The organism is Pseudomonas sp. R3-57, assembly GCF_051132065.1.
Taxonomy (GTDB): domain Bacteria; phylum Pseudomonadota; class Gammaproteobacteria; order Pseudomonadales; family Pseudomonadaceae; genus Aquipseudomonas.
Map to the genome: position 1 here is coordinate 2,657,547 of NZ_CP071655.1, position 19,749 is coordinate 2,677,295.

At 60.9% G+C, this 19,749-nt stretch carries 17 protein-coding genes; 5 read left to right on the forward strand and 12 right to left on the reverse strand.

Annotation, left to right across the window (positions count from 1 at the left end; translation table 11 throughout):
- The first annotated feature begins 195 nt into the window (after nt 1-195).
- Both J3P93_RS12095 and J3P93_RS12100 read left to right on the forward strand, forming a co-directional pair.
- The gene (locus J3P93_RS12095; protein ID WP_434597654.1) at nt 196-1,569 is read left to right on the forward strand and encodes an iron-containing redox enzyme family protein; all 1,374 of its coding nucleotides are present in this window, start codon (nt 196-198) and stop codon (nt 1,567-1,569) included.
- A gap of 14 nt (nt 1,570-1,583) precedes the next feature.
- Entirely contained in the window at nt 1,584-2,528 is a 945-nt protein-coding gene (locus J3P93_RS12100) for a methyltransferase (RefSeq protein ID WP_434597656.1), read from the forward strand.
- Nucleotides 2,529-2,563: 35 nt separating this feature from the next.
- Here J3P93_RS12100 and J3P93_RS12105 read toward each other — a convergent pair whose 3' ends face one another.
- The 9 genes from J3P93_RS12105 to tspO form a co-directional block, all read right to left on the reverse strand.
- Entirely contained in the window at nt 2,564-3,889 is a 1,326-nt protein-coding gene (locus J3P93_RS12105) for an SDR family oxidoreductase (protein ID WP_434597658.1), read from the reverse strand.
- 88 nt (nt 3,890-3,977) lie between these two features.
- Nucleotides 3,978-4,367: a DUF1850 domain-containing protein gene (locus J3P93_RS12110; RefSeq protein ID WP_434597660.1), complete on the reverse strand. Its 390-nt coding sequence runs from the start codon at nt 4,365-4,367 to the stop codon at nt 3,978-3,980.
- The gene (locus J3P93_RS12115; RefSeq protein ID WP_434597662.1) at nt 4,364-6,391 is read right to left on the reverse strand and encodes a TRAP transporter permease; all 2,028 of its coding nucleotides are present in this window, start codon (nt 6,389-6,391) and stop codon (nt 4,364-4,366) included. Before J3P93_RS12115 ends, J3P93_RS12110 begins: the two co-directional genes overlap by 4 nt.
- Before the next feature lie 71 nt (nt 6,392-6,462).
- Entirely contained in the window at nt 6,463-7,413 is a 951-nt protein-coding gene (locus J3P93_RS12120; RefSeq protein ID WP_434597664.1) for a TAXI family TRAP transporter solute-binding subunit, read from the reverse strand.
- Between the two features lie 69 nt (nt 7,414-7,482).
- A complete protein-coding gene (gene dctM / locus J3P93_RS12125) occupies nt 7,483-8,766 on the reverse strand; it encodes a C4-dicarboxylate TRAP transporter large permease protein DctM (RefSeq protein WP_434597666.1) in 1,284 nt (427 codons plus the stop codon).
- Nucleotides 8,763-9,395 carry a TRAP transporter small permease gene (locus J3P93_RS12130; protein ID WP_434597668.1) on the reverse strand — a complete coding sequence of 211 codons (633 nt, stop codon included), beginning with the start codon at nt 9,393-9,395 and terminating at the stop codon, nt 8,763-8,765. Before J3P93_RS12130 ends, dctM begins: the two co-directional genes overlap by 4 nt.
- 62 nt (nt 9,396-9,457) lie before the next feature.
- On the reverse strand, nt 9,458-10,453 hold the full coding sequence (locus tag J3P93_RS12135; protein ID WP_434597670.1) for a TRAP transporter substrate-binding protein: 996 nt from the start codon (nt 10,451-10,453) through the stop codon (nt 9,458-9,460).
- A gap of 197 nt (nt 10,454-10,650) precedes the next feature.
- On the reverse strand, nt 10,651-11,607 hold the full coding sequence (locus J3P93_RS12140; protein ID WP_434597672.1) for an alpha/beta hydrolase: 957 nt from the start codon (nt 11,605-11,607) through the stop codon (nt 10,651-10,653).
- Nucleotides 11,604-12,047, reverse strand: a complete 444-nt coding sequence (gene tspO / locus J3P93_RS12145; protein ID WP_434597674.1) for a tryptophan-rich sensory protein TspO — start codon at nt 12,045-12,047, stop codon at nt 11,604-11,606. Before tspO ends, J3P93_RS12140 begins: the two co-directional genes overlap by 4 nt.
- Nucleotides 12,048-12,202: 155 nt before the next feature.
- Between tspO and J3P93_RS12150 the strand changes: the two genes are divergently transcribed.
- Complete coding sequence (locus J3P93_RS12150; protein ID WP_434597676.1) at nt 12,203-12,439, forward strand: hypothetical protein; 237 nt, start codon at nt 12,203-12,205, stop codon at nt 12,437-12,439.
- A 695-nt stretch (nt 12,440-13,134) separates the two neighbouring features.
- Nucleotides 13,135-15,054, forward strand: coding sequence for a tyrosine-protein phosphatase (locus J3P93_RS12155; protein ID WP_434597678.1), 1,920 nt, complete (start codon nt 13,135-13,137; stop codon nt 15,052-15,054).
- Between the two features lie 48 nt (nt 15,055-15,102).
- Here the strand turns inward: J3P93_RS12155 and J3P93_RS12160 are convergent, their stop codons facing one another.
- From J3P93_RS12160 to J3P93_RS12170, 3 genes are all read right to left on the reverse strand, one after another.
- On the reverse strand, nt 15,103-16,230 hold the full coding sequence (locus J3P93_RS12160) for a mechanosensitive ion channel family protein (protein WP_206416281.1): 1,128 nt from the start codon (nt 16,228-16,230) through the stop codon (nt 15,103-15,105).
- 188 nt (nt 16,231-16,418) lie between these two features.
- Entirely contained in the window at nt 16,419-17,396 is a 978-nt protein-coding gene (locus J3P93_RS12165; protein ID WP_434597682.1) for an AraC family transcriptional regulator, read from the reverse strand.
- A gap of 83 nt (nt 17,397-17,479) precedes the next feature.
- Complete coding sequence (locus J3P93_RS12170; protein WP_434598351.1) at nt 17,480-19,051, reverse strand: sensor domain-containing diguanylate cyclase; 1,572 nt, start codon at nt 19,049-19,051, stop codon at nt 17,480-17,482.
- A gap of 263 nt (nt 19,052-19,314) precedes the next feature.
- On the opposite strand from J3P93_RS12170, the gene J3P93_RS12175 reads away from it, so the two are divergent.
- Nucleotides 19,315-19,749 (forward strand): DNA methylase, encoded by a 435-nt coding sequence (locus J3P93_RS12175; RefSeq protein ID WP_434597684.1) that lies wholly within the window; start codon nt 19,315-19,317, stop codon nt 19,747-19,749.

The following is a 19,749-nucleotide window of genomic DNA, read 5'->3' on the forward strand; positions in this document are numbered from 1 at the left end:
TTTGCTCACGCGTTTCGCCGCGAAAAAATCAGGAATTGCCTGGGCAGTTTGTGCTGCCCAGGCATTTTCCGCGAGCGAATGACGGCAGTATTGGGGGATGTACCGTTGGCTCCGTCGCTGCGCTGAAAAAAGGAATTATTTTAACCGGTGGCGACTCTCTCGTTTATGAGCATGCATTTGATGAGGGGAGCTGCCATGACGCTGATCGACATCCCGATCAAGAAGTCTTCACACAGGGCCGTGTCGCATCCGGTCTCTTACCACGATCTTTATGATCGGCTGTTGGCGGAAGATTCTGCGGTTGACCGGATTGCCTACGATCTGCTTCGTCAACAACTGAAGCTGGCCGCCGAGCTGCCTCTGGATCTGCCGTCGGAGCCTGAGGCACTGACGCAATGGTCCGAGGCGCACTGTGCCGATGTCGCGGCGCAATACGCAGAATACCTGTCGGCGCGCCAGCAAGGTGCGGACCGGCGCTATTTCCGCAGCAAGTCCCACGCGCTGTATTTCCTTCAGCATGTGGCACCGACCAAAGAAGTCGACGGCGCCTGGCTGGCGGGCATTCCTGCGCACTGGCAGGACCAGCGTTTCGACTACCTGCTCGATACCTATCTCGAGGAACTGGGCGACGGCCTCCCACGGCAGAACCATGTGGTGATCTACCGCAAGTTGCTGGCCGAACACGATTGCGCTGATCTGCAAGGCCTGGCCGATGAATACTTTCTGCAAGGCGCCTTGCAACTGGCGCTGGGACGTTTCGGCGACGAGTTTCTGCCGGAAGTCATTGGCTACAACCTTGGTTATGAACAACCGCCGCTACACTTGTTGATCAGCTCGTACGAACTGGCCGAGCTGGGCATCGACCCGCAGTATTTCCGTCTGCACGTGACCATCGATAACGCCAGCACCGGCCATGCGCGTAAGGCCGTGCAGGCGCTGTTGCGGTTGATCCCGGCGGGCCCGGAGCGCGAAGATTTTTACCGGCGCATGACGATTGGCTATCGCCTCAACGATCTGGGCAAAGGCTCGACGGCGGTCATTCAGGAGTTCGATTTGCAGCGTGCCGTGGTGACGATGCTCGAACGCAAAGCAATCTTCGGCCAGCACATGCACTCCGACTATTGCCGGATCGAAGACCGCACCATCAACCAGTGGCTGGCCGCACCGGGGCAGATGGCCGATTTCCTCGCGGCGCTGGAGCGCAAAAGCTGGATCAAACGTGGCCAGCCGGTTGAGCAAAGTCGTTTTTGGCGCCTGATCGAGGGCAGCGAAGCGGTGATGTTCGGGGTGTTCAACGGTTACGAAAAACAATTGCTCAGCGACTGGATCACCGGTGACTGCCCGGACAATGCTCACCGGCCTTACGTTGCGCGCCGAGGCGCGGCAGCCGATGAGCAAATCGAGATCGCCGATGCCGAGCAGCGCACGCTGGAGAAAAGCCTGGAAAATCTGCCGCCTGTCGAACAGATGCGCAAGCTGCAACCCTGGCTGCAACCGCAGCGGCACTGGCGTCCGGCCGGGCTGTTTGCGACCCGACGTTTTATTCAATTGCGTGACCGTTTGCGTTGACCACAGGAGGCTGCATGTCGCTACAGGAAACTTCGGATCGAACGCTATTCGAATTGGGTAAACGCTTGCAGGACAGCGGTTATCGATTCATCACCCCGACACCGCTGACCCACGAACGGGTCTGTCAACGTTTCGCCAGCCCGCTGGCCAAGGATTTGCGCGATGTATTCGGCTGGTCGATGCCGTTTGCCAGCGAGCTGTTTTCCGCCGATGAACTGGGGAAGCTCGAGCAGGCGGGCATCATCGAGCAGCAAGGTTCACTGTGGCGCAGCAACGTGCGGTGGTCGACGCTCAATGACCGCTTGTTTGTTCATTCGGCTTTTCCCACCACCGCCAACGATGCGGTGTTTTTCGGCCCCGACACCTATCGCTTCGCCCGCGCCATCCAGGCGCAGCTACAGCAACGCTTCGCGCCGATCAAACGCGCGGTGGACATTGGCTGTGGCAGCGGGGCAGGCGCTGTAATCATGGCCCGGGCGCGGCGCGAGGCTGAGGTGCTGGCCGTCGATATCAACCCGCAAGCGTTGCGCATGACGGCGGTCAACGCAGAACTGGCCGGGGCTGACAACGTCTCGGCGTACCACAGTGATCTTTTGGCCAGCGTCGAAGGCGAGTTCGACCTGATCATCGCCAACCCGCCGTACATGAACGATCAGCATCAGCGCGCCTATCGCCATGGTGGCGGGGCGTTGGGCGAGGGGCTGTCGGTGCGCATCGTGCGCGAGGCATTGCCGCGCCTGGCGCTCGGCGGGACGTTGCTGGTCTACACCGGCGTGGCGATTCAGGTTGGGCAAGATCCGTTTCTTGAAGCGATCAAACCGCTGGTGGCCGGCGGCAGGTACGCATGGACTTATGAAGAGCTTGACCCGGACGTGTTCGGTGAAGAACTGGTCAAACCCGAATACGCCCTCGCCGAGCGCATCGCCGTGGTGGCGTTGACGGTGACCCGCGAGCAGTGACGCTGATGGGCGCCACCGCTCGGGGTCTACAGGGGCTAGCGGTGGCGTCCACGGGAACGATTGATCGCCAGCAGGCAACCGCCGACCAGCACCGCCGCACCCGCCACCAATAGCGGTGAAGGTCGCGTCGGCTGACGCCAGCCGCCTTCGACGCGCCGCTCGCCGCTGGGTGGCGTGAACAGATTCCCCGACGAAGTCTCGATGGCCGGGCTGCGCTGGATGCCCCGGCGGGTCAACCAGCCCGACAATTGCGAAAATCCCGGCAGCAGAAAGTGCGCCACGCGGGCCAGCGTTGCCGCACTGCCGACAGTCACCTGTGGTTTTGGCTTGAGGGCGCAACTGACCATCGCGCTTGCCACTCGCTGCGGATCATAAACCGGTGGTGGCGGCTTCAGCGCATGGCCGGTGTAGTTGGCGCCATCGCGAAAACCCGGTGTATCGATGACCGCCGGATAGATGTTGCATACGTGAATATTCGGCTGGCCGACCAGTTCGCCGCGCAGGGCTTCGGTGAGACCGATCAAGCCATATTTGCTCGCCGAATACGCCGCCGCATAGGGCTGCGCGACCCAACTGCCGAGCGACAGCGTGTTGATCAGAATCCCCTGTTGTTGCCGTTTGAAATACGGCCACACCACATACGCGCCGCGCAGATAACCGAGCAGGTCGGTCTGCAGAACCTGTTCATGCACCTTCAACGGCGTCTGCTCGAAATCGCCCACCGCGCCAACCCCGGCATTGTTGATCCAGACATCGATGCGGCCATTGCCGAAATCCGCCGCCTGCTCCGCCAGTTGTTGCATCTGTTCGTTGGAGGTGACATCGGTGCGCACCGCCAACGCTTGTGCACCCCGCGCCGCGCACTCATCGACCACCTCGGCCAGCGCCTCGCCGTCGCGCGCGGCCAGTACCAATCGCGCATGCTCGTCGGCAAACGCATGCGCGGTCGCCCGGCCGATGCCGCTGGAGGCGCCGGTGATGACCACCAGTTTGCCCGCCAGACGAGGGCTTGCCATCGATTGCCTGGGCGCGAGCGGTTCAGGCGACGGGGGAGGTGTGGATGGCGTGACGGTTTCAGTTTCGTAGGGCATCTGCTCGACCGCCAGGCGCAAGCCGTCGGCCATCACCAGCGTCAGCGCCTCGATCCGGCCGACGACCCGGTCGGGGTAGATCGGCTCGCCGTTGGGATCGAGCATGTCATAGACAAACGTCTGGCCCTCGAGCCAACCGACCGCCGTCTGCAGTTCGGGGCCGAGGTAATACCTGCCATCAAGGAAAAAGCCAGGAAACTGCGGCGCGCGCTCGACGCTGTCAATGCGATAGCGCTCACCCGGCCTCATACCGGTTTCAGGGGCGATCATAGGGAATTCCTCCTCCGTTGGTTCTGCGATAGAGAACGGCGGGGAACGCAGGGTTCCATGCAAAAGAGGAGCGGGCGCTGAATGACGATTATCCGGCGGTCTCGCAGCTCCACAGCTCAATGAATGGTTGCGCGCTGGTCGGGGCGCCGACCCATCGACTCATCGATTGGCAGTCGCCCTCGAAGCACAACTGATAATCGCCCGCCTCGGGTGCGCGCCCCAGTTTCAGTGGTTGTTGGGGCGGCAAACGGCGCTGGAAGTGCCAACTGCCGTTGTCCAGTCGTGCGTTATCGGGGATGTCCATTCCGGCACCATTGCCGCGTACCCGCGCTTCGTGCAGCACCAGGCCTTCGGTGCTGACGCGGTAATCCTCTTCCCAGCGAATCTTCTCGATGCTGTGATTCCACGCCAGGGTGAAATGGCTCACCGGCAGTTGTGCCCAGAGGCTGCCGGCCAGCCCCAGGCACAAGCCGATCATGTCGCCGCCAGCCCGGCGCGGCGGGATCGCCAGACGTGTTGGAACAGCACCAGAAGGCCGAGGGCGAAGCCGATCTCATCGGTCAGCGGCAGCGCGACGATCAGCAGAGCCCCCGCAGCGAAACTGAGCAGACGCTCCCAGACCGCCATTTTGCGTTGCAGGAAACCCGTAGACGCGACGCCCCACAGGCCGACCGCCAGCACGGTTTTCAGCAGCATGTAGGCGCTCATCCACAGATTGTCGCCTTGCAACATCAGCGCCGGGTTGTAGACCGCCATGAACGGGATGATGAAACCGGCCAGCGCAATGCGCACCGCCCACAGGCTGATTTTGAAGCCGCTTTCCTTGGCGATCGGCGCGGCGGCAAAGCAGGCGAGGGCCACCGGTGGGGTGAGGTCGGCGAGGATGCCGAAATAAAACACGAACATGTGCGAGACGATCAGCGGCACGCCCAGTTCCAGCAGCGCCGGCGCGGCAATCGAACTGGTGATGATGTAGTTGGGAATGGTCGGAATACCCATGCCCAGGACCAGGCAGGTGATCATTGTCAGGATCAGCGACAGCAGCAGGTTGTCGCGGCCGATGGCCAGAATGTAGCCGGCAAACGTCGACGCGACGCCGGTGAGCGAAACGATGCCGATGATCACCCCGACCAGCGCGCAGGCGATGCCCACCGGCACCGCGTGGCGTGCGCCTTCGACCAATGCGTGCAGGCAGATCAGCAGGGTCTCGCGACCGCCCTTGATCAATGCGCAGACCAGCACCAGCAGCGCCACGACGGCGAAAATCACCGCGATTCCCAGCTGAAAAAAGCCTGTGCACAGCACGCCCAGCGCAATCCAGAACGCACAGCGCAGACCGAAGCTGTGCACCCGGAAAATGATCGCCGAACCGAGGATCACGATCGCCGTCAATGCCAGGCCGACCATGCCGGAAAACAGCGGTGTACGCCCAGAGAACAACAGGTAGACCAGTACCAGCAGAGGAATCAGCAGATACCAACGCTCCTTGACCGCGCCGAGTGCGCTGGGGCACTGGTCTTTGGGCAAGCCCTGCAAGTTGGAGCGCTTGGCTTCCAGATGGACCATCCAGAACACCGAACCGAAATACAGGATGGCCGGGATCAACGCGGCCTTGGCGATTTCCACGAACGGCACATTGATGGTTTCCGCCATGATGAACGCCACCGCGCCCATCACCGGCGGCATGATCTGGCTGCCCATGCTGGAAGTGGCTTCGACGCCGCCGGCGAACGCGGCCCGATAGCCGAAGCGTTTCATCAGCGGAATGGTGAATTGCCCGGTGGTCACCACGTTGGCAATCCCCGAGCCGGTGATGGTCCCCATCAACGCCGACGAGGCCACGGCGACCTTGGCCGGCCCGCCCAGCTTGTGGCCGAACAGGCCCATGGCGAAATCGGTGAACAGCTTGATCATCCCGGCCTGTTCGAGGAACGCGCCAAACAGGATGAACAGGAAAATGTAGGTGGCCGACACGTAGGTCGGCGTGCCGTACAACCCTTCGGTGCCGAACGACAATTGATTGATGATCTGGTCGACGCCGTAGCCGCGGTGGGCCAGTTCGCCGGGCAGGTATTCGCCGAACAGGCCATAGGCGAGGAACAAGCCGCAGATGATCGGCAGCGCAATGCCCATCACCCGCCGCGCGGCTTCGAAGACCAGCGCTATCAGCACCACACCGACGAGCATGTCGGTTGGCGTCAGGTCGCCGGAACGCTGAATCAGATCCGCTTCGAACACCCACTGATACAGGGCAGCGCCGATGGCGGCCAGGCTGAGCAACCAGGCCAGTGGTTGCCAGGGTCGGCTCTGGCCGTAAGCCGGGTAGCTGAGAAACACCACCCACAACAGGAAGCCGACGTGCACCGCGCGCAGCACCTGACTGGAGATCGGCGCGAAGGCTGCGGTGATGATCTGGAATATCGAAAACAGCAGCGCTACGTAAAATAGCGCTTTTGGCCAGTCCCGCGGGTTCGCGGAAATGCCGTGATGCTCATCGCTCATTGGCGGTTGCCTCATGACTACGCTGGAAGAAGCCAGTGGCGACGCTCGAATCGCCACTGGCCGTGGGGCGGTTACAACGCGCCTTTTTCCTGGTAGTAGCGCTCGGCACCGGGGTGCAGATTGATCGGCAGGTTTTTCGCCGCCGTCTCCAGCTTGATGTCCTTGGCGGCCGAATGAGAATTGCCCAGGCGCGGCAGGTTCTCGAACAGCAGTCGGGTCATTTGGTAAACGACCTCGTCGGGCAGGTCGGCGCGGGTCACCAGGATGTTGGTGATTGCCACGGTCGGCACGGCTTCGGCCTGACCGTCATAGGTGTTGGCCGGAATCATCGCGCTCTGATACGCCGGGTTGCCGATTTTGCTGACCACATCAGGCGGGATGGCGATGTAGTTCAGCGGCATCACCGAAGACAGGTCGCGAATCGCCGCCATGCCCAAGCCGGAGGATTGCAGTGTGGCGTCCAGTTGGCGGTTCTTGATCAGCTCCACCGATTCGGCGAAGGGCAGGTATTGCACCTTGCCCATGTCTTCATAGGTCAGGCCGGCCGCTTTGAAAATGGCCCGGGCGTTGAGTTCGGTCCCGGACTTGGGGGCGCCGACCGAGATGGTCTTGCCCTTTAGATCGGCCAGAGACTTGATCCCCGATTCCTGGCTGGCGACGATCTGAATGTAATTGGGGTAGGCACCGCCGAGGGCGCGCAGTTTGGTAAGGGGCGCTTTGAAACCGGCGTCTTCCACGCCGTTTTTTGCGTCCGCCACCGAATCGCCCAAGGCCAGTGCCAACTCGCCACGACCGGCCTGCAACAGATTGAGGTTTTCCACCGAAGCTTTGGTGGCCTGCACCGAGGTCTTCGAACCGGGAATGCCGTCGCTGTAGATCTGCGACAAGCCGACGCCGATGGGGTAATACACCCCGCTGGTGCCTCCGGTCAGGATATTGATGAACACTGGCGCGGCCTGCGCCGCGCTGCTCAATGCCAGGGTGGCGGCGGCCCACAGGGCAAAGCGTGTTTTGACTCGCATGGGAAAGCTCTCCGTCTTGTTATGGTTGTCAGCAGAGTGTTTTAGCGCAGCACGGCACGGGTGCGGGCATCAATTCATCCCCAGCCAAGCCGGCAATACCAGCGAAATCCATGGCACATAGGTAATCAGCACAAGGAACGCCAGCAGGATCGTCAGCCACGGCATCGCCGCACGGATGGTGGCGGGCAAGGACATGCCGGTCACCGCCGAAGTGACAAACAGGTTCAGCCCCACCGGCGGCGTGATCAGACCGATCTCCAGGTTGACCACCATGATGATGCCCAGGTGAATCGGGTCGATGCCCAGTTTCATCGCGATGGGGAACAGAATCGGCGCCAGAATCAGGATGATCGCCGACGGCTCCATGAACGCGCCGGCAATCAGCAACACGATGTTGACCACCAAAAGGAACGTGACCGGAGTCAGGCCGGCGTCGATCACCCAGGCGGTGATCTGCTGCGGCAGTTGTTCGGTGGTCAGCACATGGGCGAAAAGCATGGCGTTGGCGATGATGAACATCAGCATGATGCTCAGCTTGGCCGACTCGAGCAGGACTTTCGGCGTCTCGCGAAACGTCAGGTCCTTGTAGACGAACAGCGCGATGAACGCCGAGTAGACCGCTGCCACGGCCGCCGCCTCGGTGGGCGTGAACATCCCGGAATAGATACCACCGAGGATGATCACCATCAGCAACAGGCCCCAGATGGCATGGCGTGCGGTGGCGAGAAATTCACGCAGCGTGGCGCGGGGCAGGGCGGGGAGGTTTTTCTTCACCGCGACAATGTAGATCGCCACCATCAACGCCGTGCCCAACAGCAGGCCCGGTATCACCCCGGCCATGAACAGCTTGCCGACCGAGGTTTCGGTGGCGGCGGCATACACCACCATCACGATCGACGGCGGAATCAGAATACCCAGGGTCCCGGCGTTGCAGATGATCCCGGCGCCGAAGGCCTGCGGATAACCGGAACGGACCATGCCGGCGATGGCGATCGAACCCACCGCTGCCACGGTCGCCGGGCTGGAACCGGAGAGGGCGGCAAACAGCATGCACGCCAGCACCGCCGCGATGGCCAGGCCGCCGCGAATGTGCCCGACACAGGCATTGGCGAAGTCGATCAGGCGACGGGCAACCCCGCCGGTGGTCATGAACGCGCCGGCGAGGAGGAAAAACGGAATCGCCAGCAGCGTGTAATGCTCCGAGGTCTCGAACAGCTTGATCGCCAGCGAACGCACGGAATCGGGACTGAAAAAAATGATCGTCAGCGACCCGGCCAGACCGAGGGAAATGGCGATGGGCACGCCAATGAACATCAAAGCGAAAAGCGCGACGAACAGGAAGGCGATGGTCATGGCTTGTCACCCTCGTGCTCGGCGAGTTTCAGCGCGTCGGCGGCTTCATCGGCCAGACCCAGTCCGGTCTGGCGGTTGCGCAGTATGCGTACGAGGATTTCGGCAAAACGGATGAAAATCAGCGCGAAACCCAAGGGCACGATCAGCCCGATATGCCATTGCATGATGCCGAAGTGGCCGAGGTCTTCGGCACCGATGCCGGCGTTCATCAAGGTCGCGATCCATTCAAGGCTGGCAATGCACAGCACCCCGGCATAGGCCAGGCAGCACAGGCAGGCGAGGATGCCGATGTATTTCTGCACCGAGCGACGGGCGAGTTTGACCAGCGCATCAACGCCGATGTGCCCGGCCGTACGCACGCCATAGGCCAGCCCGAAAAAGATCAGCCAGCCAAACAGGGCCTTGGTCAGGGCGGTGCTCCAGGTCATCGCCTGAGCCATGCCCATGATGCCGTCGCCGATGGCGAACAGCGGTGAACTTGCCGCGGGCCACTGATCGGCGAGCCAGTAAAACAGGCTGTAGAAGTTGTTGAGGATCACGTAAACGAACGTGACCAGCGTCATCGCAGCCAGGAGGAAGACGATAAAGCCCTCCTCGAAGTGTTCCCAGATTCGCCGAAGCGCTTTCATGGCGGGCATCTCACGTCGAGTCAAGACTGGCAGGCGCGGCCCCGGCAGCACCTGCCATGCGATTACTGAGCCTTGTTGACGGCTTCGGCAGCGGAGATCAGGTCAGGGCCGATATCGGCTTCGAACTTCTTCCACACCGGTTTCATCGCTTCGCGCCACTGCTCGCGTTCTTCAGGCGTGAGGGTAATGATTTCCGTGGTTTTGGCCGCGAGGATGCGCTGCTTGTCACTCTCGTTGAGTTGCTGGGCTTCCTTGTTCACATGGGCGGTGACTTCGACGACGATCTTGTCGAGTTCGCTGCGCACGTCAGGTGGCAAACCGTTCCAGAATTTGGTGTTGGTGATCAGCATGTAATCCAGCACACCGTGGTTGGATTCGGTGATGAATTTCTGTACCTCGTGCATTTTCTGGCTGTAGATGTTCGAGTAGGGGTTTTCCGCACCGTTGACCACGCCGGTCTGCAAGCCCTGGTACACCTCGGCGAAGCTCATCTTGCGCGGGTTGGCGCGCACGGCCTTGAACTGTTCTTCGAGCACGGCAGAAGCCTGCACGCGAAATTTCAGGCCACGGGCGTCGGCAGGCACCCGCAGCGCCTTGTTGGCCGAGAGTTGCTTCATCCCGTTGTGCCAATAGGCCAGGCCGGTGATGTTCTTGCTTTCCATCGACTTGAGCAGCCCCTGACCCTCCGGGCTCAACTGGAAGCGGTCGACGGCGTTGATGTCGTTGAACAGGAAGGGCAGGTCGAACAGTTGCAGGCTTTTGGTGTATTGCTCGAACTTGGCCAATGAAGGCGCAATCATTTGCACATCACCCAGTAGCAGCGCTTCCATTTCCTTGCCGTCGCCAAACAGCGAGGAGTTGGGATAGACGTCGACCTTGACCTTGCCCGGCAGGCGTTCCTCCACCAGTTTCTTGAACAGCAAGGCGCCCTGGCCCTTGGGCGTCTGGTCGGCGACCACGTGGGAAAACTTGATGATCACCGGGTCGGCTGCCATGGCCGGGCCCATTGTGCCTAACGCCAGTGCGCAGGCCAGCGCGGTATACAGGGATCTGAGCATCTACGGATTTCCTCTTGTTTTTGTTTTCGGATGGCTCGATGCGTTGCGCGCATTCGGGTGCCGGAACAAAAGCAAGTCTAGGCAGAAAATCAGCGCTTGGCGGGTGAACACCGGCAAATTCAGGAAAACGGGTATTGCAGGCTGTTTCAAAGGGCATAAGTGATGCCCGAGTACCAACCTTCAGTGAAATCGCGCCATCACGCCTTGTCGCCCTCGACACGCGTCGAAATCCACTGCCGACTGTAAGCCAGTACGCCCTGAGCGATGGCCGTCGGAAAATGAATGAAGCCGTGGGGCGACGCCGGCAGCACATGCAGCTCAACCGGCGCCGAGGGCTGCCAGCGCTCGGCGATCATCAGCGTATCGTCAAGCAGCGGATCGAGTTCACCGGCAAACAGCAGTGCCGGGGGCAGGTCGCTGAAATCGCCATACAGCGGCGACAGTGGGGGGTGACGGCGTTGTGCGTCGCTCAGGTCGGGGGTCAGCAGGCGCAACGCCTCGACCATGCCGGGGCCGTCCAGCACCAGTGTCTCGGCTGGCGCGTTGCGTACGCTCGGTGTACCGGTCAGGTCGTAGACGCCGTAATACAGCAGTGCACCGTGAATGCGCCGAAGCAATTCGGGCGATGCTTTCAATGCGAGCAACGTTGCGACGGCCAGATGGGCGCCGGCCGATTCGCCGACCACCACCACGGGCAATCCGGCGAACTCGGCGTCATTGAGCAACCCGCGAGTAGCGCGCAGGCAGTCATCGAGCAAATCTTCGACTGGGGTAGAAACGGCCAACCGGTAATCGACCGAGACCACCGCCACCTGGCAGTCGTTGACGATGGCGATGTTGAAGTTGTCGTTCATCTGCGCGTTGCCGATGACCCAGCCGCCGCCGTGGAAATCCACAACCACGCCGCGCGGCTGGCCTTTGGGCCGGATGATCCGCACGGGCACGGTGTCGAGAGTTTTTCGCTCGGCGGTCAGGCCATGCTCGCGCAGCTTTTTCGCACCGCCGACCTGACTGACGCGCAGCAGCGCCTGGATCAGGCGCGGCGTCAGACGGTTGCGGATCTTGAAGCGCGGCAGCCAGGCGAGCTTGCGATTGAACGCGCGCACTTGCGCCAGTTCGCGCTCACCTTGCGGCCAAGGCGCAGGGGCGGTCATGTGCGGTTCTTCAGCAGGATGGAGAAGTTCAGTGCCGCGGCGACACACAGCCAGGCCAGATACGGGAACAGGATCAGCCCGGTGATGACATCCAGCTGCAACGCCAGTACGACCATCGCCGCGACGACCAGCCACAGCAGCGTGAGGATGACCATCGCCGCCAACACCTGATGTGCGCCGAAGAACACCGGCGTCCACAGCGTATTCAAGGCAATTTGCGCGGCCCACAGGGCGAGTACGGTCTGGCTGCCGGGGATCAGGCTCAAGCGGTAACCGGCCCAGGCCAGCAGCAGATAAATGATCGTCCAGGCTACCGGAAACGCCCAGTTGGGCGGGGTGAAGCCGGGTTTGTTCAGGCCTTCGTACCACGCGCCGGGTTTGAACATCACGCCGGTGGTGGCCGCTGCTGCGCAGGCCAAGAGGAAGATGAAGAAGGTCATTGCCAGTCCTTAGCTGTGATCAGCTTTTCGGGAAGTGTATGCAAGGGACGTCCGGCGCCGCGGAAAGTTTGCCCGGCAAGCGATGCGGTTGAACCAATAAGCTGACCGGTCGGTCAGGGTATGCAGTTGTTTTGACTTTCTTCGAGGATGAGACGATGGCTGTTTTTGTTTTGGAGTATCGCTTTAATGGTGAGCCACGGCGTTATGAGCTTGAGTTGAAGCAGGGGCAGTTGGCTGAGCATGAGGCGGCGATGCATTTGTTGCAGCTGCATTTGGGGGATGCGGAGAACAGTTTGCTCATGCCGTCGGCGGATTCGACGCCGGAGCAGGTGATCGAGCAGGCTGAGCGGGTAGGGGTGACGGATATTCGGGTGGGTGATCGAGAGGGTTGATCTTCGCGCTGGGTACATATCCATTGCTTCGGGTGCTGCGGCTGGCGGTTTCGCCCTTACGGCGAGGCACTTTTTCCAGACGCCGAAAAAGTACCCAAAAAGGCTTGCTCCTGCGTTCGGCCCTCGCAGGCTCGGGTCCCTTCGCTGCGGGATCGATCCGGGCGCAGCGGCTACGGTTTGCTGCGCTGCACCTCCTTCCGCTGTGTCTGGCTGCGCCAGACGGTCGCTGCGCTCCCACGCCCGGATCAATCCCTCCACTCAGCCTTCCGATGCCGCCGGTGGATCAAGATCAAGAGCACTCGAGCTAACGCTCATTGTTGAGTGGTTAGAAGCGGGTGGTTGGCTTTGGACCTGTGGTGTGGCTGCCCCTCACCCCAGCCCTCTCCCGAGGGAGAGGGGGCCGATCTGCTTTGGCTTTGAAAATCGCGTACGACGCGGTATCCCAGGTCGGCGTATCTCTCACATCCACCGCGATCAGTCCCCTCTCCCTCCGGGAGAGGGCTAGGGTGAGGGGCTTTTGATTTTTTTGGATTGATTTCAAACCATCAACTCACAAAACAACCCAAAAAACAGACCATTCACGCACCCCACGGCCCATTCGCGCAGGCTTTTCCCATCCACTCGAAACTGTCATATTCCGTCCCACTCGCATCGCCATAGTGAAAAGCCCAACGCTTGTTCAATGAGGCTGCACTGTGTTCCAACGTCTTCTGTGTTCGCTGTCCGTTCTGAGCCTGTCCATTGCTGCCGCTCACGCTGCCGAGTCTGTTGCGCTCGACACGCCGCGTCTGCAAGGCATCGACAATTTTCGTGATGTCGCCGGTACCACCAGCGCTTACTCCACCGCCCATGACGGCACGATGCGTGGCGGGGTGTTCTATCGTTCCAATGCGCTGACGCCGTCGGCGGCGGATCTGGCGACGCTCAACGGGCTGGGTATCGGGGCGATTTATGATCTGCGTACGCCCAGCGAAATCGCCGCCACGCCTGACACGATGATCGCGGGCGCGACCTGGCAGAACATCGATATCATCGGCAGCACCACCTCCGGTGCCGATATCACCAACATTTCGTTCAAAAGCGCCGCGGACGCCATCGCGATGATGGAGCAGACCAACCGCGCGTTCGTCAGCGACGCGGGCATGCGCAGTCAGTTCGGTCAGTTGTTCAATGCCCTCGCCAGTGTCGATGCGGCGCAGCTGTTTCACTGCACCGCGGGCAAGGACCGCACCGGCTGGACGGCGGCGGTGTTGCAGAGCATCGCCGGGGTCGATGAGGCGACCATCATGGCCAATTATCTGGCGACCAACGACTACACCGCCGCGCGGGTCGCGGCAACCCTGAAAGCCTTGCCGCCGAGCATGGCCGCGGTCTACGAGCCGTTGCTGGGTGTGCAGGCCAGTTATTTGCAGGCCGGTCTCGATCAGGTCGCCGCCGAGTACGGCAGCATGGACAATTACCTCAAGCAGGGGCTCGGTCTGTCCCAGGAAACCATCTATGTGTTGCGCGGCAAGCTGGTCGAATACAACAGTCTGCCGGGGCAGGCCGGGCTGATCGGTAACGCTGCGGCGGGTGCCGAATTGTTGCGGCAGTTGCAGAACACCGACTTGTCCGGGACGTACAGCGCTTACAACTACTATCTGCAATCGGCGATCGATGCCGGCACCCTCGGTGGGGTTGAGAGTGAGGTCGGTGGTCAGGTGCATGCCGACGCGGCGAGCTATCTGCTGCGCCAGAACGCACTGATTGAGCAAGCCGCGGCACCCTTCGCCAGCGGCAGTGACCTCAAGGTCGGGCAGTACCGCCTCTGGAGCACGGCGCTGGCTAGCTACCTCGGCACCGATGGCTCGGCCCATGCCGACAGCAGCAACGAGCACAGTCAGGGCCTGATGGTCGGTATCACCCAACGCTTCAGCGAACAATTCAGTGCGCGCGGCGGGTTCGGCTACAGCAACGGCAGCGTCGGCGGGGCGGGCGGGGAGGCGGATACCGACTTGACCTTCCTCAATGTCGGCGCGCGCTACGGTTTCAGCAGCCTGGAGCGCGGCCTGTTCGTTGACGCGAATGCCAGCGCCGGTTACGTCGATTACACCAGCAAACGCGAACTCGGCGGTGGCCTCGGCACGGCGAAAGGCGACAGCCATGGCAACCTCACCGGTGCGACGTTGGCGCTGGGTTATCGCGCTCCGGTCAACGGCATGACCTTCGAACCGAGCCTCGGTTTGCGCATCAGTCACCTCGACCTCAACGGCTTCCAGGAGAAGGGCAGCGAACTGGCGCTGGACGTCGACGACAACAGCGCCACCCGCCGCAGCGCGGTTGCCAACCTTAACGTCGCTTTCGCACCATTGGCAGTGGATGCCTGGCAACTGGTGCCGGGCCTTCAGGTTGGCTACGAACGCACTTTGGGCGATAACCAGGTCGACAGCCAGGGTCACTTGCTCGGCCTCGACGTCGAGCAGCGCGCGGCTTTCGACAATCGCGATCAGTTCAGCGGCGGCGTCAACCTGACGGCCAGTCTCGGCGCCCTGAGCCTGGGCGCTGAGGTCGGAGCCAGCGGCGGCGGTGACAGCCACGGCTTCAACGGCGGACTCAAGGCCAGCTACGCGTTCTGAACGAATAGCCGGCCGCCAGTGTAGCTGGCGGCCGGTTGTGCAAAGCGCTCAGGCATGTTCAGTTCGCGAAACATGCTGCGCTCTTGGCGGTAACGCAGCGGCCTCGGGCAATGACGCGATGTGTACGGTCCGCGACGGGAAGGCGAACGCGGCGTCAACATCGGCAACCGCTTCCATGATCTGCAGATTGATCCGCTGCTGCACATCCATGTACACGTTGTAGCTGGCATCCAGGACGATATACACCGTCTCGAATTCCAGTGCGCTCTCGCCAAAACTGCGGAAATGGCAGCGATCGAAGCGTGCCTGTTTTTCATGCTTGATGATCGCTTCGACGCGGCGGGTGATCTCTTTGATCTGCTCGGTCGAGCATTCATAGGTCAGACGAAACTCGAAGACGATCCGCCGTTCCTGCAGCCGCTTGTAGTTCTGAATGGTGCTGCCGATCATGTCGGCGTTGGCCATGACGATCTGTTCGCCGCCCAGACTGCGTATGCGTGTGGTTTTCAAACCGACGTGTTCGACCGTACCGGCCAGCGTGCCGACAACGATGAAATCGCCCACTTCAAACGGCTTGTCGACGGCAATCGACAGCGAGGCGAACACGTCGCCGAGAATGTTCTGTACCGCCAGCGCCACGGCGATACCGCCGACGCCGAGACTGGCTACGAACGCGGTGATGTTGACCCCAAGGTTCGACAGCATCGCCAGCAGAATCACCGCCCACAACAGCACTTTCACGCCCCACAGGCTCAGCGTCGCCAGAGCACTGCCTTGATACGTGCCGGTGGTGCTGTGCCGGGAGAAGTAGCGATGCAGCGCCAGCGCCAACGCACGGTTGACCCACAGGCCGACCTGCAACGCCGCCACCACAAACCACAGGCTGCTGACTCGGCTGAGCCAGCGCTCGGGCAAATCGAGCAAACCGATCCCGATCAGAATCGACGCCAGCAGCAACAGCGTGGTGCTGGTCGCCGACAGCACTTCGCTGGCCATGTAGCTCAAGTGTCCATTACCGGCCGCCGCCCGCGCCTGCACCTTGCGAAACACGAAGCGGATGGCCGTTCGCGCGAGGAAATAGCTCAGCAACGTTGCGCACAGCGCCAGAATCCAGTTTCCCAGTGAGATGCCTAATACCGCGTGATGGATGAAAAATCCTGTGAAGTCCTCAGTCATGCGAAACCCCCTATCAAAGCCTGCGACGACGCATGCGCAGCGGCCGTCGCAGCCAGGTAGACGCCAGTCGATGCGTTGTGGCGATCGAGTGGCCTGTCAGGGGTTAGTCGTTCTGAGCAGGTGGCTGTTCCATCAAATTACGCGGGCGGCGAAAGACGTGCATTTGAACAACCGGCAAGACGCGCGCCTCAAAGCCTCGACTTCAGTTGCGCCGGGCTCACTCCGAACGCGCTCTGAAAGTACTGAGAAAACCGCCCGACATTGCTGAAACCCAAGCGCAACGCCACCTCCGTGACCGACGCCGAATGCCGCTGCGCCAACGCTTCATAAGCACGCTGCAAACGCACCTGACGCTGATACGCCACAATCGACATCCCGACGAAGCGGCGAAAACCTTCCTGCAATGCGCGCTGGCTGACATGGCTCATGCGCGCCAGCTCCACGCCGCTGACCGGTCGCTCTGGATGTGCCTGAATAAACTCCACCGCCAACTTTACGTGCCGCGGCGCCACCAGCGGGGCCGGCCGCCGCAACGCCTCGGAAAAGTTATGCGGCCACGCCTCCAGCACCGCATCGATCAGCATTTCGCGCAGGCGCGAGGGCATCAAGGTGCCGCTGTTGAGCAGGGTGTCGAACTCGGTTCCCGTCGCCAGATCGATCAGCGCCTTGAGGCCCTGAAAGGCTGGCGACTGCAAATCCACGCTGGGCTGAAACACGATCTTCTGCACGATCGGTTTATCCAGTAGCGCCGATAAACGCTCGGTGAGCTGATGACGATTGATCGACATGCCGTGATGGGCATGATCGTCGATGAAATGCATCGAACGGATGTCCGCCTTGTCGATTGCCAGACCGATATGGCTTGCGCCGATGGATTCGCTGGCGTGATTGAACAGGATCTTGCCGGCGGTCGGGATGACGAACGTGATCTCGTCCTGTGGGTCGGGAAAGGCCACGCTGAAGTCGCCGCGATAATGCATGCGGCGAAAACTCACGCCTTCGTGTCGACCGTAGACGCCGCTGATGACGATGTTCGCGGGAATCGGCGGGGAGTCGGCGTAGCGGTTACCGAAAAATCGCGAGAAGAGGGCGCCGAAGTCATCTGAGTGGAGGTTTTCGGAGCGCAGGATGATGGGCTGGCGAAGTGTGGAGTCATTCCATTGCATTTGAAATTGCGCGCCTTGAGCAAGTGATACGTGCCGCAGAGGCTAGCAAATGGCAGTGACCGGATTGTGACGAGCGATGGCGATCACGCTCGCTGCGTGGCACTGCAGTAGCGGTCTCTGCCTTGCTGCTTGGCTGCGTAGAGCATCTTGTCGGCGGAGTTGATCAGCGTAGCGGCGCCAAGGTCATGCACGGCTGGCTTGGCCACCGCGATGCCTGCGCTGGCAGTGACGTGGCCGAGAGGGTGTGCGGTGTGTTCTATGCCCAGCGCTCGAAGGGTCTCGATGATGTGCCGGGCGACCCGTTCTGCCCCATGGAGGTCGGTGTTTGGCAGCAGCACCGCAAACTCTTCACCGCCATACCGGACGGCAAGATCCCCGGGGCGTTTCAGCGCCTGAGAGATCGTCCTTGCGACAGTGGCCAGACATTCGTCACCGGCGGCGTGCCCGTAGGTATCGTTGTAGCGTTTGAAGTAATCGACGTCGATCATGATCAATGCCAGTGACGAGTTCTGCCGCTTGGCCAAGCGAAGCTCGTCGTCCAGCGCAGTGTCCAGTCGACGCCGATTGGCCAGGCCGGTGAGGCTGTCGGTCAAGGCCATATCGCGCATGGCCTGATGGGCAAGCCGCAACTCTTTTTCAATGGCCATGCGCTGGCGAAGCTGATTCAGGACAATCAGACCGAACACCGTAAACGCGCAGATCACCGAGGACAGCACAAATCCGGTCTTGTACAGATCCCAGCGCCAGGGCGCGATGATCGATTCACGGGACAGCCCGGTTTCGACCACCAAGGGGTATGTGGTCAGCGCCCGATAACCATACAGGCGCTCGGTGCCGTCCACGACGGCTTTGACTTCTGCGATGCCGTCGCTGGAGACGGGCAGGTAACGGGTGAAAATTTCACTGCTCGCCAGGCTCTGGCCGATAACGGATTTGATAAACGGTCGACGTACCAGGATTGTTCCATCGCGCAGTGCCAGAACCAATGCGCCTCGGTCGTCGATTTTGAAATCACCGTAATAATCCACGAAATAGCTGACTTTGATGGTCCCAAGGAGAACCCCTGCAAAGGAACCATCAGGGTTGTTCAAGCGACGCGAGATAGGAATGATGAGATCGTCGGTGGATTTGCTTTTCACCACTTTGCCGATACGCACATTACGATCGGTGTGTGAGCGGTGATATTGGAAGTAATCGCGGTCGGCGTTGTTAGCCGGTTCAGGAATGACTTCCTTGTCGGTGACGATCCATTGCCCGTCCGGGCCATAAATGAACAGGCCGTGCAATTGCGGCATCAATCTGGCTTGCTGTACCAACAATTTGTGAATGCGATTCACATTGATGTTTTGCAGTCCGTCACCTTCTACGCGCTCGCCCAGCGCAGCAGTCAGTACATCCACCTGTCGAATGGCATCCTCTGCATGCTGCGCCGTCGCCCTGGCGAGGTTGGTGACAGAGTTGCGTGCTGAATTAAACGCTGAGTGATAGTCGCGCCAGGTCCGCCATCCCTCCACGCCGAGAAACGCCAGAATCACCGTCAGCATGAACGCTACTGTGAGGCGGAAGGCGGCGACAGCGCTGACAGCTTTGATCGGCGCAGCGTCTTCGGTGTCTTGCGCCTTCATATCAGGCCGTTTTCGACCGGGGATCTGCATATTCATGTGCTGCGAGGCTCATAAGGATTCCGTGATACTTCATTTAATCTCCTCCTCAAGCTGACCACGCTGGCTCGCTTGAGATTCAATTTAACGGCCGAGGCCGACATCGTTGAATACAGCGGGACTCGCGACAGGTTCGACGCGTGGTGTTTTTTCGAACCTTCACTTGCTTGCGCCTATCGGAACTGACAAGGCGCGGCTGAAAACCAGCTATTACCCGGTAGCCATGCCGGGCCGAGTGTCTTCATTGAGACCAGACCGTGAGTAAAAACATCAGCGCAAGCGATTTGCAGATCGACCTTCAAGGAGCCAACGAAGCGGGGCTGTTCAAATGGCTGGTTGCCAGTTTCCTGATGGGCAAAAGAATCCAGGGCGCGATTGCCGCGCAGGCGTACCAGATCATCGTCGTGCAGCATCAGAGCGATACCCCGCAAAAACTCGCACAGTGCAGCCGCCGCCAGTTGGTCGGACTACTCGGGCAAGCCCGGTACGTGCGTTACGACGAGAGCACGGCTGCGCGTTTGCTTGCATTGGCCAACAAACTCAACAGCGAATACGCCGGCAAGGTTGGCAACATCGTGGCCGCAAGTGCTGATCGCAAGGCGTTTGAAAAGCGCCTTTGCGAGTTCGATGGAATCGGGCCAAAGACCGTTGAGATTTTTATGCGGGAAGCGGCGGCCGTGCTGTTTTTGTGA